23 protein-coding genes, 1 tRNA gene and 1 pseudogene are annotated in these 23538 nt (G+C 68.1%); 12 read left to right on the top strand and 13 right to left on the bottom strand.

All coding sequences use genetic code 11. The features are described from left to right. Positions 1 to 277: 277 nt before the first annotated feature. A complete protein-coding gene (locus tag DDE18_RS20990; protein ID WP_165821280.1) occupies positions 278 to 2380 on the top strand; it encodes a caspase, EACC1-associated type in 2103 nt (700 codons plus the stop codon). A gap of 1 nt (position 2381) precedes the next feature. Here the strand turns inward: DDE18_RS20990 and DDE18_RS23160 are convergent, their stop codons facing one another. The 3 genes from DDE18_RS23160 to DDE18_RS20975 form a co-directional block, all read right to left on the bottom strand. After that, on the bottom strand, positions 2382 to 2795 hold the full coding sequence (locus DDE18_RS23160) for an effector-associated constant component EACC1 (protein WP_165821279.1): 414 nt from the start codon (positions 2793 to 2795) through the stop codon (positions 2382 to 2384). A gap of 284 nt (positions 2796 to 3079) precedes the next feature. Then, on the bottom strand, positions 3080 to 4210 hold the full coding sequence (locus DDE18_RS20980) for an MBL fold metallo-hydrolase (RefSeq protein ID WP_165821278.1): 1131 nt from the start codon (positions 4208 to 4210) through the stop codon (positions 3080 to 3082). A gap of 182 nt (positions 4211 to 4392) precedes the next feature. Further along, a complete protein-coding gene (locus DDE18_RS20975; protein WP_133241293.1) occupies positions 4393 to 4854 on the bottom strand; it encodes a hypothetical protein in 462 nt (153 codons plus the stop codon). Between the two features lie 1021 nt (positions 4855 to 5875). Here DDE18_RS20975 and DDE18_RS20965 point away from each other — a divergent pair. The 5 genes and pseudogenes from DDE18_RS20965 to DDE18_RS20945 all read left to right on the top strand — a co-directional run bounded on the left by DDE18_RS20965 (position 5876) and on the right by DDE18_RS20945 (position 9230). Then, the gene (locus tag DDE18_RS20965; RefSeq protein WP_211754676.1) at positions 5876 to 6565 is read left to right on the top strand and encodes a DUF5995 family protein; all 690 of its coding nucleotides are present in this window, start codon (positions 5876 to 5878) and stop codon (positions 6563 to 6565) included. 137 nt (positions 6566 to 6702) lie between these two features. Then, a pseudogene (locus DDE18_RS24115) lies at positions 6703 to 6927 on the top strand (RNA polymerase sigma factor); the annotation flags it as partial. An 8-nt stretch (positions 6928 to 6935) separates the two neighbouring features. Continuing rightward, complete coding sequence (locus DDE18_RS23850) at positions 6936 to 7235, top strand: RNA polymerase sigma factor (RefSeq protein ID WP_245916918.1); 300 nt, start codon at positions 6936 to 6938, stop codon at positions 7233 to 7235. Between the two features lies 1 nt (position 7236). Beyond that, positions 7237 to 8025, top strand: coding sequence for a hypothetical protein (locus tag DDE18_RS20950; protein ID WP_116574293.1), 789 nt, complete (start codon positions 7237 to 7239; stop codon positions 8023 to 8025). Positions 8026 to 8144: 119 nt separating this feature from the next. Further along, positions 8145 to 9230, top strand: a complete 1086-nt coding sequence (locus DDE18_RS20945; protein WP_165821277.1) for a serine hydrolase domain-containing protein — start codon at positions 8145 to 8147, stop codon at positions 9228 to 9230. Between the two features lie 105 nt (positions 9231 to 9335). On the opposite strand, the gene DDE18_RS20940 is transcribed toward DDE18_RS20945, so the two are convergent. Together DDE18_RS20940 and DDE18_RS20935 are read right to left on the bottom strand one after the other, a co-directional pair. Next, the gene (locus DDE18_RS20940) at positions 9336 to 9551 is read right to left on the bottom strand and encodes a hypothetical protein (RefSeq protein WP_116574290.1); all 216 of its coding nucleotides are present in this window, start codon (positions 9549 to 9551) and stop codon (positions 9336 to 9338) included. Positions 9552 to 9961: 410 nt separating this feature from the next. Next, positions 9962 to 10603 (bottom strand): nucleoside/nucleotide kinase family protein, encoded by a 642-nt coding sequence (locus DDE18_RS20935; protein ID WP_211754674.1) that lies wholly within the window; start codon positions 10601 to 10603, stop codon positions 9962 to 9964. 437 nt (positions 10604 to 11040) lie between these two features. Between DDE18_RS20935 and DDE18_RS20930 the strand changes: the two genes are divergently transcribed. Beyond that, positions 11041 to 11631, top strand: coding sequence for a carboxymuconolactone decarboxylase family protein (locus tag DDE18_RS20930; RefSeq protein WP_116574288.1), 591 nt, complete (start codon positions 11041 to 11043; stop codon positions 11629 to 11631). Beyond that, complete coding sequence (locus DDE18_RS20925) at positions 11628 to 12506, top strand: RNA polymerase sigma-70 factor (RefSeq protein ID WP_116574286.1); 879 nt, start codon at positions 11628 to 11630, stop codon at positions 12504 to 12506. The genes DDE18_RS20930 and DDE18_RS20925 overlap by 4 nt, the downstream gene beginning before the upstream one ends. A 131-nt stretch (positions 12507 to 12637) precedes the next feature. Here DDE18_RS20925 and DDE18_RS20920 read toward each other — a convergent pair whose 3' ends face one another. The 3 genes from DDE18_RS20920 to DDE18_RS20910 form a co-directional block, all read right to left on the bottom strand. After that, entirely contained in the window at positions 12638 to 13951 is a 1314-nt protein-coding gene (locus DDE18_RS20920; RefSeq protein ID WP_116574285.1) for an aspartate aminotransferase family protein, read from the bottom strand. A 117-nt stretch (positions 13952 to 14068) separates the two neighbouring features. Then, positions 14069 to 14791, bottom strand: coding sequence for a winged helix-turn-helix transcriptional regulator (locus tag DDE18_RS20915; RefSeq protein ID WP_116574355.1), 723 nt, complete (start codon positions 14789 to 14791; stop codon positions 14069 to 14071). A 592-nt stretch (positions 14792 to 15383) separates the two neighbouring features. Continuing rightward, positions 15384 to 15563 (bottom strand): hypothetical protein, encoded by a 180-nt coding sequence (locus DDE18_RS20910; protein ID WP_116574283.1) that lies wholly within the window; start codon positions 15561 to 15563, stop codon positions 15384 to 15386. Positions 15564 to 15937: 374 nt separating this feature from the next. Here DDE18_RS20910 and DDE18_RS20905 point away from each other — a divergent pair, with 374 nt between their 5' ends. Continuing rightward, complete coding sequence (locus DDE18_RS20905; RefSeq protein ID WP_211754672.1) at positions 15938 to 17257, top strand: TrkH family potassium uptake protein; 1320 nt, start codon at positions 15938 to 15940, stop codon at positions 17255 to 17257. Beyond that, on the top strand, positions 17247 to 17921 hold the full coding sequence (locus tag DDE18_RS20900; RefSeq protein ID WP_245916917.1) for a potassium channel family protein: 675 nt from the start codon (positions 17247 to 17249) through the stop codon (positions 17919 to 17921). Before DDE18_RS20905 ends, DDE18_RS20900 begins: the two co-directional genes overlap by 11 nt. Before the next feature lie 773 nt (positions 17922 to 18694). Here the strand turns inward: DDE18_RS20900 and DDE18_RS20885 are convergent. Then, a tRNA-Pro gene (locus tag DDE18_RS20885) sits at positions 18695 to 18768 on the bottom strand. A 235-nt stretch (positions 18769 to 19003) separates the two neighbouring features. Here DDE18_RS20885 and DDE18_RS20880 point away from each other — a divergent pair. Both DDE18_RS20880 and DDE18_RS20875 read left to right on the top strand, forming a co-directional pair. After that, positions 19004 to 19690 carry a M23 family metallopeptidase gene (locus DDE18_RS20880; protein ID WP_133241292.1) on the top strand — a complete coding sequence of 229 codons (687 nt, stop codon included), beginning with the start codon at positions 19004 to 19006 and terminating at the stop codon, positions 19688 to 19690. Positions 19691 to 19720: 30 nt separating this feature from the next. After that, the gene (locus tag DDE18_RS20875) at positions 19721 to 19939 is read left to right on the top strand and encodes a hypothetical protein (protein WP_116574275.1); all 219 of its coding nucleotides are present in this window, start codon (positions 19721 to 19723) and stop codon (positions 19937 to 19939) included. Here DDE18_RS20875 and der read toward each other — a convergent pair whose 3' ends face one another. The 4 genes from der to aroH are packed head-to-tail and all read right to left on the bottom strand — an operon-like array spanning position 19940 to position 23509. Next, positions 19940 to 21292 carry a ribosome biogenesis GTPase Der gene (der, locus tag DDE18_RS20870; protein WP_116574273.1) on the bottom strand — a complete coding sequence of 451 codons (1353 nt, stop codon included), beginning with the start codon at positions 21290 to 21292 and terminating at the stop codon, positions 19940 to 19942. Beyond that, a complete protein-coding gene (gene cmk, locus DDE18_RS20865) occupies positions 21289 to 22050 on the bottom strand; it encodes a (d)CMP kinase (protein ID WP_116574271.1) in 762 nt (253 codons plus the stop codon). The genes der and cmk overlap by 4 nt, the downstream gene beginning before the upstream one ends. A 9-nt stretch (positions 22051 to 22059) precedes the next feature. Beyond that, positions 22060 to 23139: a prephenate dehydrogenase gene (locus DDE18_RS20860; protein WP_116574269.1), complete on the bottom strand. Its 1080-nt coding sequence runs from the start codon at positions 23137 to 23139 to the stop codon at positions 22060 to 22062. Beyond that, positions 23132 to 23509: a chorismate mutase gene (gene aroH / locus DDE18_RS20855; protein WP_116574268.1), complete on the bottom strand. Its 378-nt coding sequence runs from the start codon at positions 23507 to 23509 to the stop codon at positions 23132 to 23134. The genes DDE18_RS20860 and aroH overlap by 8 nt, the downstream gene beginning before the upstream one ends. Positions 23510 to 23538: the final 29 nt, after the last annotated feature.

Here is a 23538-nt window from a genome sequence, read left to right as displayed (position 1 = left end):
AGAGTGCGCTCACAGGTGGGACAAGTGCCCAGGTCTCGATGCCGACCAAGCACGGGGATCGCTCACCGGTCCGGTTCCAAGGGTTCCCCATATGAACGCATCTCAGGCACCTCGCGTGGCCGCGTCCAAACCACGGTGTTGACGCGGCGGTCCGACAGCGCTCCCGCCGTCCTCCCCAGCAGGTGCAGATTCCACGTTGACACCTCAATCAGGAGGCGAGGACCGTAGGACCCGGAATACTCGATCGGGAGGCGCCATGGCCGGCGTACGAAGGGCCTTGATCGTCGCGACGGACGAGTACAGCGATCCGAAGCTGACGAGTCTCAACGCGCCCGCCACCGATGCGCGCGCCTTGGCCGACGTGCTCCGCGACGAGGCGGTCGGCGGCTTCGGGGTCAAGACCGTCTTCAACCGACCCAGCCACGACATAGAACTCGCCATCGCGGAGTTCTTCGGGGCCGGCAAGTACGGAGACACCCTGCTCGCCCACTTCTCGTGTCACGGCGTGAAGTCCCCCAGCGGAGAGCTCTACTTCGCGACGACGAACACCGACCTGTCCGACGCGTTCAAGCTCAAGGTCACCGGCGTCCCATCCGCACTCGTTCGCGACGCCATGGAGGAGTCACGAGCCAGCCTGATCCTTTGCCTGGTCGACTGCTGCTACTCAGGAGCCTTCGTCAAGCTCGCCAAGGCGGCCGACACTGTCGATCTCACCGAGCGTCTCGGCGGTAAGGGTAGAGCGGTGATCACCGCGTCGACCTCGCTACAGCTGGCGCTCGACGGGGAGGAGGAGCCGTCCCTGTTCACCCATGCGGTGATCGACGGTCTTCGCAGTGGTGAAGCCGACCGCGACCTCGACGGGCTCATCTCGCTGGACGAGCTGTACAACTTCGTGCACGACCGGGTGACCTCGCGCAATCCGAACCAGACCCCGGTGAAGAGCTTCGATGTCCAGGGCGAGGTGTACGTCGCCCGCCGCAGCACGCCCGTCACCCGGCCCGCCCCGCTGGAACCCGACCTCCTCGCTGATGCTCGCGCCCTGGTGACCTACAAGCGCCTGGGTGCCGTGCAGGGCCTGGCCCACGTCCTGGACGAGAAACACCCCGGCCGCTCGCTCGCCGCCCGCCTAGAGCTGGCCAGATTGGCCAGCCACGACGACAGTCTGTCGGTCCGAAGCCAGGCGCAGAAGGTGCTGGACGCGGCCGGAGAGCTGCCGACACCGGCAATCCCCGACTATGAGCCGGCGTCGGCCACGCGCGGTGGACCGACCGTCGAAGACCGGCCCGTGAAAGAACAAGCACCGGACATCGACACCACCCACACCGACACCAACACCGACACCGAGACCGACACCGAGACCGACACCGAGACCGAGGCCGATGGTGGAGGTGGCATTCCTGGACGGTGGCACCCAGTCGCGCTCAAGCGCGCCGGTCTGACCGCGGCGGGTCTCATCGGCGTGCTGGTCATCGGTGGGTACACCTGGCAGGCACTGAACGGCGACGACAGCACCTCCGGCGTGACCTCCGGCGTCGAAGAATCCGGGCCCGTACTGCCGGACACCGAGCTTCTCGTGGCTGCCAAGGACCCGCAGCTCGGTCAGGGGATCTTCGGTTTCGACACCGAAACCGGAAACACCCGTCTGATCCTCCACGATCCGGCGGCGGGCTTCCCGACGATCTCTGAGGATCGCCAGTGGATGGTGTACCTGACCACCCGGGGCGAAGCCCCTGGAGGGATACCTCGGCTGGCCCGCGTCGACGGCAGCAATGACGCGCGGCTCCTCGACAGCGTAGCCAGCCAGGACTGCCCGTTCACCACGAGGCCAGCCTTCAGCCAAGACGGCGGGCTTCTCGCCGCGATCTGCGTGGACGCCAATGGCCAGTCGGTCGGCCTGGGCATCATCGACCCGGACGGGCACCTGGTCCGCTTGGTGAGGCAGGACGACTTTCGTGGCGCACCGACCTGGACCGGCGACGGCCGGATCATCGTGATGCGGGATGTCGAGGGGGATGACACGACGGCCCTGTGGGCGATTTCGGCCGACGGCGAGGCGCAGGAACCCGTCACCGACGGGCTGGACGGTTCGGACAGCCACCCGGACTGGTCGGACCATGGTCTGCTCTTCCTCCGGGACCGGGACGGATCCAGCAACGTGGTCTACCAGGAGAGTGTCGACGCGCGCGGCGTGAGCCCCATCACGGTCAGCGGGAGCGCACAATCACCGACCTGGGCCCCCAGCGACGAGCCGGCGGTGGTCTGGCTCGAGCCCGCCACGGAGGGTGTTGGTAAGACGCTCTGGCTCAAGGCATTCGGCGACACGTCCCCGATCGAGCTGAACACCGGCGCCTACGGACCGCCCGCCTGGGGCAGCCGCTGAATCACTCTGCCGGCTTCCCGGCTTCGCCGGCGTCCCCGGTCGCCAACGCCGCGACGAAGGCGGCAACCAACGCGTCCTGCTGCTTCTTGCTAGCCACTACGGTGATGCTCTTGTCGCCGATCGACATCTGCAGCGGGGGCGTTGACGGCGAGCGGTTTGCCAGCCAGCTGCGGACCACCTCAATCACCTTCGTGACCGCCTGTACTCCCGGAGCGACGCCGACGACGAGCGCCCCGATGGCCGCGACATCGAGCCCCTTGGAACCCTCCGGCGCCGGACCGGCGGACGCCTGTTCGACGCGGTCCACCTCGTCCACCTCTAGGATCTCGGCCCGCAACGCCCTCGTCAGCGCGTCTATCTCCGCCGGATCGGCGTCCGGACCGCTCACGAACTCCACCCGGATTTCCTCGCTCATGCGGCGCTCCTCCCGTCGCGACCGAGATTACTCCTCGCCTCGGCGGCGGGGCTTGTGCGGGAACTCGGTGGAGGCCGCTCATGCCGGGCGGTCATGTGCCTAGCGATGGGCGAAGCGTCGAAACGGAGATGCCAATGGGGCCAAGCATCGACGCCGGCTGGCGCGACAGGGCCCGGTCCAGCCCCTCATCGCTTGACAAGCCTGTCTCCACATCATCCCTGTCTCCACGTCATCGTGCAGCGCGCCCTTACTCTTCCGCATGCTGGTCGTTGCGGAGAGCACGGTCAGGTGATTACCTCGCGCGCGGCCGCGAGATCGATCAACTCCCCCGCGTCGTCCATCAGGCGGAAGATGCGCATGCCGCGCTTGGGCTGGGGTGACACCAGCACGGCTATTGATCCCAGAGCGGTCTTGGCCTGGTCGTCGAGCACGGCACCGGTGACGTGGATTCCGAGCGCGTGGTCAGTGAGCCTGGCGGCCTGAGAGGAAGTGGTTGCTTGGCGGGCCTCGCGGGCCGCGTCCATGGCCAGTGCGTGGGGGAAGCCATAGCGACCCCCGCCTCCCGTCGAGGAGACGAGAACGTACTTTGCGTTGACCCGCTCCATCAGTTCCAGGTTGATGCCGTGTTTGGAGGCGTGGTGCGGCATCTTGAACAGGTCGCACGCGAGATAGTCCCGTCCCCTGGCCGCCTGTAGCTCCTTGGCGAGGACGGGGTTCTGCTCGCTGTGGAGGTCAGGGAAGTCGACCGTGGTCTGGGCCCACGACGCGAACTGGGCATCGCCTCCGAGCAGTAGGCGGCGGCTCCTCCTGCGTACGCTCCGCCGGTTCAGCCGGTCGTCCGAGTCTGGGTCCGGTTCGGTGTAGATGCGGTGGGCCGGGTACTCGAACATCAAGGTCAATGAGGAGTTGTTGACCTCGACCCCGTAGGTGTCGAACCGGGTGCGCAGGCCGACGCCCGGCCCCATGACAGTGACCTTCACGGAGTCCAGGAAGGTGGAAGTTCCGCTCGTGGGCTGGAGCCGTCGAATCCACGGGCTGGTTTCCAGGTGCGCCATGAGCCGATGGAAGCTCGGACCCGGGAAGAAGTAGCCGGGCTCCCAGAACTGGTCGATGCAGGCGCTCGAGGCGTACGGCGTCGACTTGCTGGTCTCGTTGGGGGCAGTTGGGTCCGCGCCTGCGGTCTCGGCTGACTCGCCGGAGTGTCCGGGGTGGAGTGCGTTGTAGGTCTCGAACAGCTCAAACATTCCGCCGATGTGGTCGAAGTGAGGGTGGGTAGCGACCACGAGGCGGATTTGCCCCGGCGAACCGGGTCGCTGGATCAGCGGCTGGTTGCCCGTGGCGGCGGGCACCTGGACCCGGTGCAGGCTTTCGATCAGGTCAGGCAGCTTCCGGGTCGTGGCCACGTCAACGATCACCAGTCGACGCTGTCCGTCGTTGCTGTCCGGGGGTAGCAAGAGCAGCTGAGTGTCACCGTCCCCGACGTTGAGCAGGAAGTACGCCAAGGCATCCGGCTCTTCGAGGATCGCCTGGACAAGGGCGCCGGCCCCGTCCGTGGGAGGCGCGAGTGTGGCACTCTCTACCGGTTGAAGGACCGGGTTCACCTTGCATCCCCCTCGTCGTCGATGACCTCATTTAGAGGAGTCACCCTGAGGCGTCTTGCCTTCGGGCGCTGCTCACGCTGCTCTCGGGCTTCCGCCAGCAGATCTTCGTTCTGGCTGCCATCGAAGACTGCTGACGAGGCCCCTTGGTAGGCCAGCTTGGCGGCCTCGCGGGCCTCGGCACTGACGTCGTACACCGGACCGGGGAAGATGTCCGCCAGATCGTCGACCTGGACATCGCCAGCCCACCCTGGTGCTGGAGACGAGATTCGGGCGGCGAAAGTGTCGCCGGCCCGCGGCCGTCGTAGGAGCTGGTTGGGTCGGTACAGCTGCAGCCGCATCAATCGCTGCGGTACGGCCGCAGTCATGACCTTTTCCTCGGCGTCGGGGGTCCAGAACAGCCGGCCTCTGCTGTCAGCATGCGGCCACGGCCAACGCATCAACTCGATGGTGGCCCCCACGACCTCCTCCACCACGACGTACTGCCAGTCATCGCGTAGCTTCCCCGGGCTGCGAACGGCTCCGCGCAGGGCCCACGGCCACCACGGAGGCGCGCCCTCATCTCGTGGTGGCGCTGTTTCAGGCACCGTACGCCGACGCGTCACTGAGAGGACGGGCAGGATATGGGAGCCTGCCCCGGTCGGGTTCTCGGTCGACACACGACCTGACGCCCGCGTCGGCGACGACATCTCCGCAGTTGACGAGTAGCGCCTCGGGCATAGCGTCGAGACGCGTGAATATGTCCGCGAGGGGCATTGTGCCCGCGGAATCCGCGTCGAGCGGGTCCTGCAGCATCGCCCGACACCCACCCCCGGACAGGCACAGCGCCATGCCCGACTCGAGCCCATCGTGCTCATCAGGCAATCCCCGCACCGGCTGTGTCCCCCGCGAACGTTCGAACGGCGAATCGATCGGCCGTCCGGCCGTCAGTCCAGCGCCATCAGGACTCATCACCATGATCCTTCCCGAAGGGAACGCAACCACCTTCGGACACGTCCAACCGCAATGCAATGCCCCGGATGGACCAGGCTTGCCGGAGTCTTTACGGTGATGGAATCCGGTTTGGCCCCGGGCGCCCCTGCCCCATTCCCGGTTGGCTTCCCGCCCTCCCATAGGGTTCTGCATCGCACCGACACCCTTCGAAGTCCCAGCACCTCCGCATGTGACCCGCCCAAGACCGCGGCATGTGCGCGCACGACGGCCAGCGCGCTTACAAGCCTCTCGTAGGTGCAGCAAGAGCCAGCGATGCTCAACACGCTCTCTCCACGACGCCGGAGTACCGGAAGCCGAGCGCCACAAGCCCTAATGCACTCAGCGGCCCTATGTTGTCGCCCGCCAAAGTTCAAGAGGGAGAGTGCAAGACCGCCTCGCCCGGCGTTCCAGTTTTCGTCCACCCCTCCATGCAGCAAACCCGGCTGTCGGCCGTGACGTTTTCGTCCGCCGATCACACGATCAGTACTGCGGCAGTGAATACTTCATGTTGTGAGCCTGCCTACGACCGTCGCCGGCGTCATTGCCCGGATGTGGGAGATCGACGCGGCGCTCGCCGCTGACGACGGGGTCGCGGTGTTCAACCGGATGTACCTCACGGTGACCGAGCGCATAGCGGAGATCATCGCCCTGCCAGGCGCTTCGGCGATCAGGTTCCAGGATGCGCAAGTGATGGCCGACCTTGATGTCCGCTTCGCCAACCTCTGGCTGGCGGCGTACGACGCAGACGCTGGGCGGCGCAGTGTTCCAACCCCGTGGCGACCGCTGTTCGAGTCGCGCCGCGGCAGTCGGTTGCCGGTGCAGTACGCCATCGCAGGGATGAACAGCCACATCGAGCACGACCTGCCGATCGCCGTGGTCGACACGTGCAAGGCACACGGCCTCGCGCCCGCCGACGTCCATCAGGACTACGAAGCGGTCAACGACGTCCTCGCGCAGGTCGAGGCACCGATCCGGCGATCCTTCCTGGATGCGGTCGGACGTGAGATCGACGACCACATCGGCCCGGTCGTGCACTTGCTCAGCACCTGGAACATGGACAAGGCACGCGACCTCTCGTGGGTCACCGTGGAGACCCTGTGGGCGCTCCGGCGGACGAGCTTTCTGCGTGGCCGCTTCCTCGACAGCCTGGGTCACACCGTTGGCATGACCTCGAGGGCACTGCTCACGCCGACCTCCTGATCCAGGCCTTCCCGTCGGCGGGCCAATCCCGCGCGGCGGGACCGAGATCTTAGATCTCTTGAGCCGTTCTACGAACCGGTGAGACGGGTCGCGGCGTCTTAGGGTCAAGGTTGGTCGGACATCGGGCGAGGAGCGTCATGCAGGCCCAGGATGAGGCGGAGTACGCGGAGCTGGTCGCGGCCGTCACCCACCGGCTGCACCGGATGGCCTACGCGATCTGCGGCGACCGCCCGTTGGCAGAGGACGCCGTGCAGGCCGCCTTCGTCTCGGCGTACCGGACCTGGCCGCGGGTGCGGGACGCGGACAGCTCGGAGGCGTACCTGCGGAAGATGGTGGTGAACCAGCTGATGAGCTGGCGGCGCCGGAAGTCGTGGAGCACGACGTCCGCCATGGGTCGGGGTACCGAGCCGAGCCGGCCTTCGCACGAGAACGAGTCGTCGAGCACCAGAGGGTCTGGTCGGCGGTGGGCGACCTGCCGCCGCGGCAGCGTGCCGTGATCGTGCTGCGTTACTACGAGGGCATGTCCGAGGCCGAGATCTCGGAGCTGCTCGGCATTCGGCCGGGGACCGTGAAGTCGCAGTCGTCGGCGGCGATGGCACGTCTGCGTGGCTTGCTGGCCGACACCGAGACGACGATTCCTGCTGGCGAGAACTCGAAAGGGGCGAGGTGAGATGAACCTCGAGGAGTGCGTGGCCTCAGCCATCCGGGCCCAGACCGACCTCCTGCAGCCGGCCGTCCCCGACCTGGCGGTGATCCGAGCATCGGCGAAGACCAAATCACGCCGACGCGCCGCGATCGCAGTCGGATGCGCGGTCACCGCGGTCGTCGCGGTGGTCGCCGCAGGAGTTTCCGGCGTCGGTCGGGACCGGTCCGACAACGTCGAGCCGATCGACACGCCGTCCTCCAGTCCGACGCCGTCCACGGCGATCGAGCGGCTCGACACGAGCGGGTGGAGTGCCTACAGGTCGGACCGGTACGACCTTGAGGTCGGCCACCCTTCGGACTGGACGGTGGTGCCCGCCAGCCGGGGCTGGAGGGGCGACGCCGATTCCCGGAACCCGCTGAGCCCCGCGCACGAAGCCTTCCAGTCCCCGGCCGGTGACGTCCGCGTGAGCGTCTGGTCCGTGCCCCTCGATCCCGGTACGAGGATCGAGTCAATCGCCGACATCGAGGCGTGGGTGGAGGACTACTGCGAGGCATCGAGCAACACGCCCGGCACCGGGATCGAGGACCGCGCCGTCGAGCTGTGCCTCGAGAAGCGGGACTGCCATCCCGGCCTGCTCGTGCCGTTCCGGTACGACGTCCAGGCCTTCTTCAGCGGCGGCATCTACAACGCTCGGGCGATGACCGTCGTCGCGGTCTGGCGGAACCGGTCACACCCGGCCGTTGCGCCGTACGGCGGTGCCCAGCCGCTCCTCGAAGCCTTCCTGTCGACCATGGACGTCCGGCCCGCCCAATGACACCTGGTCGCCGCTGGGTCAGCGGAACTGGCCCCAGGGATGGCACACGCGCGATCTCGTCCGCCTCGTCATGTCACCAGGGGCGTCGTGGCAGCCACACCACGATCGGAGCTCATACCATGGATTCGACACTGCTGCGGATGGTCGTGATGACGACGATGGCTGCAGTGCTGGCCGCGTGCGGCTCGACGACCGAACCGCGTCCCACCCCGACCGACGCCCCCGTGACCGGTCTCCGTCCACCCATGGCCGTGGAGATCGGGAACTTCCCGCCCTACCCCGAGCCGGATCTGCCAGACCCCGTGGCCGACTCCCTGCAGGCGGTGCTCGAGGAGGCCGTGGAACGGGGCACGGTCCGCGGCATCGTCGCGGCGGTCATCGTCGCCGACGCGGGGAGTTGGGTGGGCGCTGCCGGCGTCGACCCGCAGGGCGCCGGGCTCACGCCGGACACGAGGGTCGAGACCGCCAGCATCGCCAAGACGATCACCGCCGCCGAGGTGCTGCGCCTGGTCGAGGAGGGCAAGTTGGGTCTCGACGACGCGGCGCGCGCGCACCTTCCACCCGCGCTGGCCCGGTTCGACCTGAACGACGCGACCGTCCGGGGCCTACTCGGCATGCGCAGCGGGCTCTCCGACCCCGTCGGCCCGCTCGGCGAGTGTGGTGCCACCGCCGATCAACAGCTCGAGGCCCTCCCTTCGCCGCACTCCCGCCCAGGTACGACGATCGAGTACGCCAACATCAACTACCTGCTCCTCGGGGAGATCCTTGAGCACGTGACCCATCGCGAGTTCTGGTCGGTCGTCCACGGGGACGTCCTGGACCATCCCGGGCTCGAGAACCTGGCCTTCACGCTCACGGATGCACGTGCGGCAGACGGCTGTGGAGTCGAGACGGACGCGGCGACCCTCGCCCGGTGGGGCTACGAGCTGTACGGCGGCTTCGTGCTCTCCGACGCCTCGTCCCTGCGGGCGATGGTCGACTTCCGGGCCAGTACTACGGCCTGGGGAGCATCGACTTCTCCCATCCAGACTCCACCGGTCCCCACGACAGCCCCGGCCTCGGGACACGGAGGCTGGGGCACGTTCGTCACCAGGCTGGTCGCCTTCCCGCGCACCGGCGTCGTCGTCTCGGTCCAGGCGAATGCCGACAGCCTGGAGCAGATCACCCCGATCGTCGCCGCTCTCCGGGACGCCGCCACGCTGTAACCCTGACTTGGGTAGCGATCTTGGCGGTTAGGCTCACGTTTCCGGTGGTGTGGTGCAGGTGCGCTGCCGCCGCTTGCGTAGTGAGCCATCCCCCAGGCGAACCCGTCAGGATGGGTGAAGATCCCGGTGTCCGCTCAGTGACTTGCCCGCGAGGGTCGCGTCGCAGCCCGCGGCCCGGCTGAGCTTGGCGTCGGTGGCACCTGGACATGCCGAGGAGCAGACCTGCGAGGCCTCGGTGACCCACAGATGCGAGCCGTGGTACGTCTGGAGGCTGCCGGCGTGGCGGTGCACGGCGACCAGCGTGTTTGCCAGTTTCTCCATCCGTCATGAGTGGGTCGGAGCTCGGGTTTCAGATCGATGCCCGGGTCTCATGACACGGATGGGCTGAGGTGGTCCGCGGGGCACATTTCAGGGGCCGGAGCCGAGACCTGTGCGGAGCGGGCCGGTCCACCGCTCCGGGGTGGTCCTCGACGAGTCACCCGATAGAGTCGGCAGCGCGCCACTGCACGACAAAGAGGGCCTGACGGCCAGTGATCGATCTCGGTTCAGTGTCGGCAACGAACTGCAGGACGTGCTCTGTGGCGCCTCGTGTAGCGGGCGTTGTGCGAGAACGGTCGTCCCCTGCCCAGCTACGGGGGTAGCGGGGCCGCATCCACCCACGCGGCCGTCATCAGGGGGCGTCACACCGGCGCTTAAGCCCGGGACAGGCCGCGAGCATAACCGCTCGCCCATTACTGGGTTGTCACCCCGTCCCTGATCCACGTCTGCCCGTCCGGAGGGGTGCCAAGGACCCATAGATGCACCCGCTCCCACGGCCTGTCCGCGGCCAGGAACGGTTCCTCTTTCATCATCCACTCGCCCCAGAACGCCTCCGCCTCGGCCGGCGTCCGAGTCCCCTGCGACACGTCGCGAGCGAGTCCCCGTGTGCGTGCCAGCGAAAGATCCGACTGCACCCAGACCGCGAGATCGGCCAACCCCGCCAGTCCTGCGCGCGCGGCACCGACCCCTTCAACTATCATTGAGACGCCGCTCTCGACAGCGATAGAACCCTCGCGGTCGTGAGACTCCCAGGCCGGCGGCCGGAATTTCACAGCTTCGCCACGGCGCCATGGCTGCAGCACCCCGGCGAGAAGGACATCGGTCCACTCGAACATCGCGTGATTCCATGCAATGTCGTCGGTGCTGACCACGCAACCTTCCAGGAGGTCGGCCGCATGGGCGGCGAAGGTCGACTTTCCGGAGCCGGACCGCCCGTCCACAAGAACCAGACCGGGACGGTCGACCGGAAGCCACTGTCGGAGAAGCGCTAGGAGAGCGCCGTCGTCGACGGCGCGCCAACGCGCACCATCCGGCTCCTCAGCGTGCAACTCCACGCGACGAGTGTGGCGCACCGACACAGCGCAATGCTGCCCGCATGACCACTCGGATGAATAGTCCTTGCTGTGCGTCACTCCGCCGTATGTGAGGAAGGGTGAGCAAGCATCAGTTCCTGTGAACCGCCTCGTAATGGTCGAAAACTCCGCGGGACACGACGACCTCGGTCAAGAACCTTGATGCCGACGCTCTTGGCCCTTCCCGCACGACGGCGAGGCTCTGGTTAGTGGATGGGGGCGTTGCTGACCGCCCAACGGCCTAGCGGCACCCTGCACTCGAGCGTTTCGTCGGGCCAGGCTTCCCTACGCGCCAGGACCGCGAGGCGTCTTCGGCTGCTCACTTCCTCCCCGCGGGTTCGCAGATCGCTCCGCACGAGGTGTCACACACGCGGCTCGGCCGGTGTCTTCATGACATGACCACCTACACAGGAGGAGCAATGGAGCACACCACCCGCATCGCCCCGGCCGAGATCACCGGCATCAAGGGAGCCCTGATCAAGCGGATGATCGAGAAGAGGCTCGGCATGGTGCCAACGTCCGTGGGCGTGTTCTGGCACAACCAGAAGGTGCTGTTCGCCAGCTTCGGCTTCGGCGGCAAGCTCGAGAAGTGGGACGCCTGCGACGAGGGCCTGAAGTCGTTCGCCCACATGGCCGTCGCCTCGCTAGTCGGCTGCACTTGGTGCCTGGACTTCAACTACTTCGAGGCGCGCAACCGGGGCCTTGACGTCGACAAGGCGCGGGAGATCCCGCGGTGGCGTGAGTCGGACATGTTCACGCCGTTGGAGCGTGACGTCCTGGAGTACGCCGAGGCGATGAGCCAGACGCCACCCACCGTGACCGACGAGCTGGTCGACCGCCTGCACGCGCAGCTGGGGCCGGCCGCGGTCATCGAGCTCACCTCTGTCATCGGGTTCGCCAACCTGACCACGCGCGGCAACGTCGCCCTGGGCATCGAGTCCGACGGCTTCGCGGCGGCCTGTGGCATGAAGCCGCTCGCCGAGCGACCCGGAGTAGCGTCCGCGTCATGAGCGAGGACCCCTTCGTCGCCCACCGCAGCCTGCTCTTCACCGTCGCCTACGAGATGCTGGGCTCGGCAGCCGACGCCGAGGACGTGGTGCAGGAGGCCTGGCTGCGGTGGGCCGCGCTGACCGACACCGAGCGCGCAGAGGTGCGTGAGCCTCGCGCCTACCTGGTCAGGATCGTCGCCCGGCTGTCGCTGAACCGGCTGCGCACGCTGGCGAGGCAGCGCGAGGACTACGTCGGAGAGTGGCTGCCCGAGCCGCTGCTCACCAGCCCCGATGTGGCCGAAGATGTCGAGCTCGCCGAGAACGTGTCCATCGCCATGCTCGCGGTCCTTGAGACCCTGCTCCCGACGGAGCGTGCGGTCTTTGTGCTGCGCGAGGTCTTCGACGTGCCCCACGACGAGATCGCCGAGGCGCTGGGCAAGTCGCCCGCTGCGGTGCGGCAGATCGCCGTCCGCGCCCGCAAGCACGTGGCCGCTCGCCGCCCGCGCATGTCGGTGAGCCGCACCGAGCAGGAGCAGGTCGTCGAACGGTTCCTTGCCGCCCTGACCACCGGCGACGTGCCGGGCCTGCTCGAGGTGCTCGCACCCGACGTGCTCGTCGTCGGCGACGGCGGCGGCCTCGCCCCGACGATCCCTAAGCCAGTGCGCGGTGCAGCCAAGCTCGCGCCGGTGATGGCGCGCTTCGCGGAGCTCGCGCCTGGGGCGAAGGCGTTCGTCGTCGAGCTCAACGGCGGGATCGCGGCGCGCATTGACCCGGGCGGCGAGAACGACACGGCCGTGTCGTTCGTCATCGAGGACGGGCAGATCAGGCAGATCTTCGCGATCCGCAACCCGCACAAGCTCGAGCGGCTGGCCGAGGTGGCCCAGCTTCGACGGTGAGACCGGGTACGCCGCCACGTGGAGCCGATCCCGTAGTCATGGTCCGGCCCCCGGTTTGCTCATTCTGACAAGACCCGCTCGACTCCTCACGGCTTTACGCATACCGATATGGGTGCGGTGGCCTCGGCTTGTCACGCGAGGAACGTGTCGGCCTCAGCCAGCGCGTCATCGAGGATGGCTAGCCCGGTGGCGGCGTCGCTGTCGTTGACGTTGAGCGGTGGTGCGACGTGGATGCGGTTGCCCAAGACGAGCGTGAGCAGACCACGACCGAGGCACGCCTGGGCGAACGCGGCCATCGGTGCATTCGCCTCCCCCGTGGCACCTACCGGAACCAGCGGCTCCTTGGTCTGCCGGTCACGCACCAGCTCGAGGGTCCACAGCCCGCCGATGCCACGGACATCCCCGATGCAGGGGTGGTTCGCGGCGAGCTTCGCAAGTCCGGGTCCGAGCATGCCGGTGCCGAGCCGCGCGGCTGCCGCCACGGTGCCCTCGTCCTGCATCGCGCCGATGGTGCCCACTGCGGCGGCGCAGGCCAACGGGTGTCCGCTGTAGGTCATGCCCGCCGGGTAGGGGCGCTCTGTGAACGTTTCGTAGATCCGGTCGCCGACCAGCACCCCGCCGAGCGGCACATATCCGGAGTTCACGCCCTTCGCGAAGACCAGGAGATCCGGGGCGACGCCCCCGTGGTTCACGCCGAACCATGCTCCGGTGCGGCCGAAACCGACGAGCACCTCGTCGGCGATGAAGACGATGCCGTGACGGGTGCACAACTCCCGGACACCCCGCAGGTAGCCCGTTGGCGGCACGATGACGCCTGAGCTGCCAGTCACAGGTTCCAGGACCAAGGCGGAGATGGTCGACGGGCCTTCGAGAAGGATCACCTGCTCCAGATGCGCGAGCGCCCGCTCGCACTCTTCCTCGGGGGTGCTCGCCCCGAATGCCGAGCGGCACAGGAACGGGCCGAAGAAGTGGACGACGCCCGCGGCCCCGGTGTCCGACGCCCAGCGGCGCGGATCGCCGGTGAGGTGGATCGAGGTCGTCGTGGAGCCGTGGTACGAGCGGTAGGCGGCGAGCACCTTGGGCCGTCCGTTGTGCAGGCGGGCCATCCGTACCGCATGCTCGATCGCCTCCGTCCCGCCGGTGGTGAACAGCACGTGCCCCAGGTCCTTCGGGGCGACCTCAACGATCAGCCGCGCGGCTTCGCCGCGGACGTCCGAGGCATAACCCGGGGCGAGGGTGCACAACCGGTCAGCCTGCTCCTTGACCGCCGCAACGATGCGTGGGTGCTGGTGACCGAGGTTGCTGAACACCAGTTGCGAGCTGAAGTCCAAGTAGCGACGGCCGTGGGCGTCCACGACATGGCTACCCGAACCGGCGACGAACGTCGGCACGGTGCGCGGTCCCTGCGCCGACCAGGGGTGGAACACCAACTCATCGAGATCCATCGCACACCTCTTACCGTCATCGGATCAGTTGCCTCCAATGTCCGGCGAAGGCGGGGGCGCGACTAGTTCAGAATCTGAACCCGCACGAGCCGAGGGATAGCTCCAGGTTCCTGCGCCTCAGGCCTCTGCAGCGGTGTGCCCGGTCAATGTCGGCTCGAATCGCGACCTCGGGTCATCGGTGGCCCAGCCGTGGCGATTCCAGGTCGGCAACGCTCGGGCCAGCGTCGGGGCGCCCTGCACCTCGATCGCTCCGGCACGCAAGGCTTCTCTCCACGTGACCAAGCCCATGTGCCAGCGAGCGAATGCCAAAGGATCGTGCACGACGACGATCAGCTCCTCTTCGCCGCCCGGAAACTTGAGGCAGTACTCGGCGTCGCCATGCTCGATCAGCAACCAGCTCCGGCGAGCGGACTGCGGCAGCGTGGGGTACTCGAACCGAATCAGAACGCGCCGCCGAGGAAGGCGGTCACGGTCCAGGAAGAAGTTGGCCCAGACCCACAGGACGACGCCCGGATGAGCGTGTTCCGGCTTTAGCTCGGCCCACCTGCGACCCCAGGTCTCGAGCGCGATCATGACCTGCGACAGCTCTCGTCCCGCAGGCGTGGGCTCGTAGATCGAGCCGTGCCCGTCCGGCTTGGGGCGGATCACGATGACCCCGGCCCGCTCGAGCTCACGCAGCCGTCGGGACAGCAGGCCGCGCGACAGACCCGGGGCTCCCTCGGCAATCTCGTTGAAGGTCTGGCAGCCGACGAGGATGTTGCGAAGAATGATGGTGGACCAGCGTTCGCCCAAAAGCTCCGATGCCCGCGCGATCGGGCAGTATTGCCCGTAGGTCCTCACCCCCACAGCGTCCCACGTCCGACACGTCGGAACCATGGTGAAGGTTCAAGCCCGGGCACTGGCGACCCCCGCAGCCGCTCGCTATTGCCGCGAGTCGTGCGTTGCAATAGTGCGTCCTAAGCGCCGCGAGTCGGCCTGCGGGATCACGGACCGAGGGGCGGCGGGTCCTCGAGTGCGTTGTTGCGAACCCTTGGCTGTTCAGTGGCACGAGCGTGCATCATCTGTGCCTGCGCTGAGGACAACCTCGGCGTAGATTCATTCTCAGAACCGCTCACGGACCCGAGACCGTGGGCGGTTCTTCCTTCGCTCGAGTTGAGAACTCTCGAGCAGTCTCCGCGATGTCGAGATGCTCGAACAGAACCGGCGCCCAGATGGGATCGGGACGCTCGGGGGCGACTCGGCGGTGGCGGAGATGCGTCTTTCCGCCATTGGGGTAGGTAAAGATGCCGGGATCTAGTACGCCGCTCCCCTGCTGCCAGCGACGGATCTGCACGGGAGAAGCTACCGCCGAAAAGCAGGCATCAATGAGGCCCCGCCCCGGCGGGGCAAGATGCGGCACGCCCGTGTCCGCGCGCACGGGTCCGGGCTCACATCAACGTTGGGCATGCAGGTACTGGCCCAGCAGGCCGAGTGAGAAACCTGCTATGAGGCTGAGCGCGGCGTCGAAGCGGAACCGGCCAGATCCGCCGAACGCCACGATCAGCGACCCGCGCACGATGCCAACCGCTCCGATGACCATGAGCAGAATCGCGACCCAGGTCGGCACGGTCATCGCGCGGAGCGCCGCCGCAGAGAGCCGACCCTCCGGTTGTACGCGGCTCGGGGTGCCCAGTTAGTCATTGCTCTCGAGGACCCCGATCGCGCACCGGATGGCAGCGAGCGGCAGCCCCGCAAAGAGCGCCACCGCGAGACCGCGAGGCTCGGCGAGTAGAGGCGCGGTGAGATTGATCAGCGCCGCTCCTCCGCACATGACGATGAGCATCACTGCAAGAGCGGCCTCACCTCGCCCTTCTCCGCTCATGCAATTCATCATGCAGGATGGGCCCGTGGTGGACGACGGTGTCGTCCGCTTGGCTGTGTTAGGGCTGTGTTAGGACACCGCGTGACGTCGATGAGAGGAATGCGTTGGGAAGGACGCTGCGCAGTGTGACCCATCCGGCACGGATTGTCCCGTTAGCCTTTCTGAGCGCCATCATCATCGGTACAGGTCTCCTGTCGCTACCGATCTCTACGCCTGGCCCGACGCGACCGCCCCTTCTGACCGCAGCGTTCACCAGCGTCTCGGCTGTGTGCGTCACCGGACTCACCACGGTCGACACCGCGACCTACTGGTCGCCGTTCGGCCAGGTCGTGATCATGGCGCTCATCCAGATCGGTGGCTTCGGGATCATGACGGCCGCCACCTTGCTCGGCCTGCTGGTGGGAGGCAAGCTTCGCCTGAAGTCCTCGCTCATCGCGAGGACAGAGACCAAGACTCTGAACATCGGCGACGTGCGGCATGTGATCCGCCGAGTGGCGGTGACGATGCTGCTGTTCGAGGCGGTCTTCGCATTGATCCTGACCGCCCGGTTCCGAATCCGCTACGACGACAGTCTCGGCGAGGCGTCTTGGCATGGTGTGTTCCACTCGGTCTCCGCGTTCAACAACGCCGGGTTCGCGCTTTACAGCGACAACCTGATCGGGTTCGTCGACGACGCCTGGATCGCGTTCCCGATCTGCATCGCGATCATCGCCGGCGGTATTGGTTTCCCGGTTCTCTTCGAGTTGCGTCGCCGGTGGCGCCGTCCGTCGATGTGGTCGGTCCACACCAGGCTTACCGTCTACGGGTCCTTGTTGCTTCTAGTCCTCGGGACGGGCGCGTTCTTGGCGTTGGAGTGGTCCAATGCCCGCACGTTGGGCTCGCTATCGCCCTGGGGCAAGATCGTCGGTGGAGTCACCGGTGGAGTGGTGCCGCGAACCGCCGGCTTCAACAGTGTCGACTACGGCCAGATCACGCCAGAGACCTTGGCGGTGAACTACGTCCTCATGTTCATCGGTGGCGGCTCCGCCGGCACCGCGGGCGGTATCAAGGTCACCACGTTCTTCCTACTCGCCTACGTCATCTGGTCCGAGGTGCGAGGCGAACCGGACACCAACATCGCGCACCGCCGGATCAGCGGAAGCACCCTTCGGCAGGCGCTCACCGTTGTGCTCCTCGCCATCGGGGCAATCGCGGCCGGGACCATGGTCATCCTTCTAGCCACCAGTTACACCCTCGACGTCGTCTTGTTCGAAGCCATCTCGGCATTCGCCACGGTCGGCTTGTCCACCGGCATCACCCCAGACCTGCCGCCCATCGCTCAACTGACGCTCATGGCCTTGATGTACGTCGGCCGAGTAGGAACGATCACCGTGGCCTCGGCCCTGGCCCTGAAGTCACGTCACCGCCACTTCCACCTGCCAGAGGAGCGACCCGTTGTTGGCTAAGTTCAGGAATTCCGACCCCACCACGGTCGTCGTCATCGGCCTCGGACGCTTCGGATCAGCGGTCGCCGAGTCCCTTGTCCAGATGGGCCATGAAGTGCTCGCTGTCGACGAGAACCCGGCACTGGTAGAACGCTGGGCAGACGACTTGACCCACGTCGTCCAGGCCGACAGCACCGACGACCAGGCACTGCGCCAACTCGGCGTGGCCGACTTCGACCGAGCCGTGGTCGCCATCGGCGACGACATCGAAGCCAGCGTCCTCACCGTCCTCGCGCTGGCCGAGGCGGGGGTGAAAGACATCTGGGCCAAAGCCATCACCCGCAAGCACGGCAAGATCCTGCAACGCGTCGGCGCCACGCATGTCGTCTACCCCGAGTTCTCCATGGGAGAGCGAGTAGCCCACATGCTGACTGGCCGGATGGAGGACTACATCGAGTTTGACGATGAGTTCTCCATCGCTCGCACGCTCGCCCCGCGCTTCACCTGGGACAAGACCCTTGCGGAATCGGCTCCTCGTACCACCCACGGAGTGACCGTCGTGGGCGTGAAGCGCACCGGTGAGGACTTCACCTACGCACGTCCCGAAACCGAGGTGCGGCGATACGACCACCTCATCGTCTCCGGGCCCACACGATTGGTCGAAAGGTTCTGCCAAAGCGGGTGAGTTCACGAAGTAGTGGATACAGTCCCTCGCCGCTTACGGGTCGAAGCGGTAGCCCATGCCGGGCTCGGTGCGGAAGTACGCCGGCCGCGAGGGATCCGGCTCCAGCTTGCTCCGGATCTGCGCCATGTACAGGCGCAGGCGAGCAGTTCCCCACAAGCCTGACCGTCGCGGTGCTCCTCGACAACGACCCGTGGTACCTCGCCGACAGGTCCGCGGCTCGCTCCAAGCACTCCTGATAGCGCGCCACACCGGCCGTGTCCGAGAGGTAGAACGGCATCCCGCTGTGCACGCAACCGTGTCCGAAGTGGCCGTACACCGAGGCGGTCTCCAGCCCATATTCTCGCTACATGCCGCGTAGGTCACGCAGGTAATCGGCGAGGTCCTCCGGCGAGACAGTTGAGTCCTCCCATCCTTGCCAGGTATCGGGCATCCCGGAACCCGTGTGGTCGCCCCCAGTCAACCCAAAGAGAGACCAAGCCGCGCAGCACTCCCCGGCCTCGGCCGGGGAACCGGTCGACACCGGGTCTCGTGTGCTCCAGGAACCACCCTGGAACGGACGCGATGCCGCCGACTGACATCCATGAGGTGCCGAACACCGGGCCTCCCAGCCAGGCCAACGGACGCTGGTCTAAGACGCCGAGCGAGGTCGCCCGGGGGCGCCAACCGCCAATGCGGCCTGAAAGTGCGGCCAAAGTGCCGAATTAGGGCGGCTTTCCGCCGGTTGGACGTCAACACCGCTGTTCTGTTGTCGCAGGTCAGAGCGTGTTCTTCGGTCGGGCTGACAGGATTTGAACCTGCGACCCCCTGACCCCCAGTCAGGTGCGCTACCAAGCTGCGCTACAGCCCGAACGCCCCCGCGCCGTACCGCCGCGAGAGCGAGCGAAACCTTACCGCAGCCCCTCTGTCGCTGGACAATCCGGGCCTTACCCGTCGGGCTCTGCAGCAAGACGGGTGACGAGCCCCGTGACTCCTTGTGCCCATGCCCAGTGGCCCGATCGCCCCCCTTCGGGCTGTTCGGCCCCGCGAGGTGGGGATCCCTGCTGAGGATGGGGCGTCTTCGCAACTCGGAAAGGGCCTCCCCCGTGTCATCAGCGCAAGCCGGTGGCGTGATTCTCGGGCTCGTCGCACCGTTCCTCCTCCAGGCTGCCGCCTCCGCTGCCCCGTTCCCCGAACCGGGCGTCGACCCCACGACCGCAGCCCAGCCGGCGGCCAAGGCGCCCCGGATGGCCCGGCTCGAGCGGGCGGTGCGTGCGCGGGAGAAGGCGCTCGCGCAGATCTACCAGGCCGCCGACGCCCGTGCGGAGGAGATCGGCGAGGAGATGGCAAGGCTCGCGGCCCTCGGCTACACCGGCGAGCTGGCGGATCTCACGCACGTCCTGCCCCTCCCGGTGGCCAGCTACTACCTGTCGGCCGGGTACGGCGAGACCGGGCCGCACTGGGCGACCATCCACACCGGACTGGACATGGTCGCGCCGCTCGGCACCACCCTGACCGCGATCGGAGACGGGACCATCACCTCGGTGGGCGACGCAGGTCCCTACGGCCTGCGGACGGTGCTCACCCTAGGGGACGGTACGGAGGTCTGGTACTGCCACCAGGAGGCGGCGGTGGTGGACAGCGGCGCCACCGTGGAGGTGGGGCAGCCGATCGGCGTGCTGGGCTCGACGGGCAACAGCACGGGGCCCCACCTGCACCTCGAGATCAGGCCCGACGGCGGATCTCACGTGGACCCGGTGGCGTGGTTCCAGGCCTTGGGTCTACAGCCCTGACGCCCATGGCCCGCGGCGTACCGTGGAAGCATGACAAGGGTCCTGACCGTGCTGGTGCTCGTCTGGCTCGTCATCGGGGCAGCAGCGGCCTACCAGCGCGACTACTTCTCCGACAAGCGCACCAACTGCGCAGAGGCGGGCACGATCGCCGTCACTGTCGCGGCCGGCCCGCTCAACTACACCGGCCTCAACCCGAAGGTCAAGGACTGCGAGACGCCGGACGTCGACACTCCCGAGCCGTCCCGCTGATCAGCGCTTGCGCTTCTCCCGCGGCTTGACCGTGATGTTGATCGGCGTGCCGACGAAGCCGAACTCCTCGCGCAGCCGACGCTCCACGAAGCGCTCGTACGCCGCGTCCAGCTTGCCGCTGGTGAAGAGGATGAACGTCGGTGGAGCCGTGGTGGCCTGCGTCGCGAAGAGGATCTTCGGCTGCTTGCCGCTGCGCACGGGGTGCGGGTGCTCGCTGACGAGCCGCCCGAGGAAGGTGTTGAGGGAGCCGGTCGAGACGCGGGTCTCCCAGCCCTCCAGCGCCTTGTCGAGGGCCGGCACGAGCCGGTCGACGTGCCATCCGGTGCGGGCGGTGACGTTGATCCGGGGCGCCCACTGCACCTGGACGAGCTCGCGCTCGATCTCGCGCTCGAGGTAGTAGCGGCGCTCCTCGTCGACCAGGTCCCACTTGTTGAAGGCGATCACCATGGCGCGACCGGCGTCGCGGATCATCTGGATGATCCGCATGTCCTGCTCCGAGATCGACTGCTGCGCGTCGAGCACCAGCACGGCCACCTCCGCGCGGTCGATCGCGGTCGAGGTGCGCAGCGACGCGTAGTACTCGTGCCCGGACGCCTCCTTGACCCGCTTGCGGATCCCGGCGGTGTCGATGAACTTCCAGGTGCGGCCGCCCAGCTCCACCAGCTCGTCGACCGGGTCGACGGTCGTGCCGGCGACGTTGTCGACGACGACCCGGTCCTCGCCTGCGAGCTTGTTGAGCAGTGAGGACTTGCCCACGTTGGGCTTGCCGACGATCGCGATGCGGCGCGGGCCGCCCTGTTCCTCGAAGGACTCGGGCGGGGTCTCCGGCAGTGCGGCCAGGCACGCGTCGAGCAGGTCGCCGGAGCCGCGGCCGTGCAGTGCGGAGACCGGGACCGGCTCGCCGAGGCCGAGGTTCCACAGGCCATAGGCCTCCGCCTCGGTGCGCATGTCGTCGACCTTGTTGGCCGCCAGCACCACGGGCTTGCCGGACTTGCGCAGGATGCGCACGACCGCCTCGTCGGCGTCGGTGACACCCACCGTGGCGTCGACGACGAAGAGCACGGCGTCGGCCAGCCCGACGGCGATCTCGGCCTGCGCCGCGATGCGCTCGGCGAGCCCGCGCGCGTCGGGGTCCCAGCCGCCCGTGTCGACCACCGTGAAGGCGCGGCCGTTCCAGTTGGCGTCGTAGGAGACGCGGTCGCGGGTCACGCCCGGCACGTCCTCCACGACGGCCTCGCGGCGCCCGATGATGCGGTTGACGAGGGTGGACTTGCCGACGTTGGGCCGACCGACCACCGCCAGCACGGGGACGGGCCCGGTGACGTCGGGCTCGAGCGTGGTCTGGTCGTTCATGGTGCTCCTGTTGTGGACGGCTCGACGAACCCGGTGTCGGGGTCGTCGTCGATCTGGCTCGCCGGCAACGGGGCGCGGCCGGTACGGGCGCTGGCCTCCACCGCCTCCACCGCCTCCACCAGGGCGACGACCTGGTCGATGACCTCGTCCAGGGTGAACATCGTGGTGTCGATGTGCACCGCACCCTCCGCCATGGTGAGCGGGGCGGTGGTGCGGCTCGAGTCGATGCGGTCCCGGGCGAGCAGCGACTCCTGGGTGGCGGAGACGTCGGAGCCGCCCTCCTCCAGGGCCCTGCGCACGGCCCGGGCCTCGGGGTCGGCGGAGAGGTAGACCTTCACCTGGGCGTCGGGGGCGACCACGGAGCCGATGTCGCGGCCCTCGACCACGATGCCGCCCTCGCCGATGGCCTCGCGCTGCAGCTGGAGCAGGCGGGTCCGCACCTCGGGCACGGCACTCACGGGGCTGACGGCGGCGTTGACGGCCTCGCTGCGGATCGCGACCGACACGTCCTCGCCGTCGGCGGTGATGGTGGGTGCGAGCGGGTCGGTGCCCGACTCGATCTCCGCCTCGCCGACCCGGGCGGCGACGGCCTCGGGGTCGTGGATGTCGACGCCCTCGCGCAGCAGCCACCAGGTGATCGCCCGGAACTGGGCGCCGGTGTCGAGGTAGCGCAGGCCGAGCCGGTCGGCGACGCCACGCGAGGTGCTGGACTTGCCGGATCCGGAGGGCCCGTCGATGGCGACGACGATGGTGCTCACCGGCGCAGCCTACCGGTGGGTCGTCCAGCCCCGTGATTCCAAGGCGGCCAGCAGCCGCTCGGTGTGCTCCTCGGCCACCACGAGCTCGGTGAGCCCGACCGGCCGGCCGGGGTCGTGGTCGATGTGCACGTCCTCGATGTTGACGCCGGCTTGGCCCGCGTCGCCGAAGAGCCGCGCCAGCTCGCCGGGGTGGTCGGGCACGGAGACGAAGACCGACGCCATCGGGCGCACGGGGCCCCCGTGCTTGCCCGGGATGGCCGCGGTCCCAGCGACCCCGCGAGCCAGGACCGCGCCCAGCGCGGTGGCGTCGCCGTGGTGTGCCCCGTCGATCGCGTCGATCAGCGCGTCGAGGTCGGCGCGCACCTGCGCGAGCAGCCCCAGCACCGCGTCGGCGTTGGCCCCGACGATCTGCTGCCACAGTCCTGGGTCGCTCGCGGCGATCCGGGTGACGTCCCGGACGCCCTGTCCGCTCAGCGCGAGGTGGTCGGCCGGGGCCTTCGCGAGCTGCGCGGCCACCAGGACGGCCGCCAGGTGCGGCACGTGCGAGATGCGCGCGACCGCGAGGTCGTGGTCGGCGGGGTCCAGGCGGACCGCGACAGCGCCGCAGACGCGGGCCAGCTCGTCGACGAGCTCGACGGCCTCCGGCGAGGCTCCCGCGTGCGGGGTGACCGCCCACGGCCGGCCGTCGAAGAGGGCCGCGCTCGCGGCCAGCGGCCCCGAGCGCTCGCTGCCGGCCATCGGGTGCGACCCGACGTACCTGGCCAGTGCCTCGGGCGTGACCGCCTCCGTGACCTCGGCCAGGGGGGCACCCTTGACCGAGCCGACATCAGTGACGACGGCGTCGCTGCCCTCGAGCGCCGCGACGATCGCCTCGGCGAGGTGGTCGGGCGGCACGGCGACCACGACGAGCTGGGGCCTGTCCTGGGGACGGCGGGGGCGCCCGGCACCCAGGCCCGACGCCGTACGCACGTGCGACGGCTTGACGTCGGACAGCAGCACCTCGAGCCCAGCCCGCCGGCAGGCCAGGCCGACGGACGTGCCGAGCAGGCCGGCGCCGACGACCTCGACCGGCCCGGCGAGCTCACTCATCGGTGTGGGTGCGTGCCAGGTCGCGCCGCAGGCCGGCGGCGCCGTGGAGGAAGACGTGGGTGACCTCGGCCCGCGGCAGGTCGGTCTCGACGTGCGCCATCATCCGTACGACGCGTGGCATCGCGCCGGCGATCTCCAGCTCCCGCGCGCACATCAGCGGTACGTCGGTGAAGCCGAGCTGGCGGGCGGCATAGGCCGGAAACTCGCTGACGATGTCGGACGTCGCCGTGAAGAGGATCGAGATGAAGTCGTCCACGCTCAGACCGTTGGACTCCATCACGTCGGTCACCATCTCGGCCACCCGGTCGAGCATGTGCTCCCGGGTGTCCTCGTCGAGCTGGGTCGCTCCGCGCACTGCCCTGACTGCCACGGGGAGAGACTAGTCGTGGGGTGGGCTGC

The organism is Nocardioides gansuensis, from assembly GCF_003076135.1.
Taxonomy (GTDB): Bacteria; Actinomycetota; Actinomycetes; order Propionibacteriales; family Nocardioidaceae; genus Nocardioides; species Nocardioides gansuensis.
The sequence above is the reverse complement of the archived record's forward strand: the minus strand, read 5'-3'. Positions and strand labels throughout refer to the sequence as shown.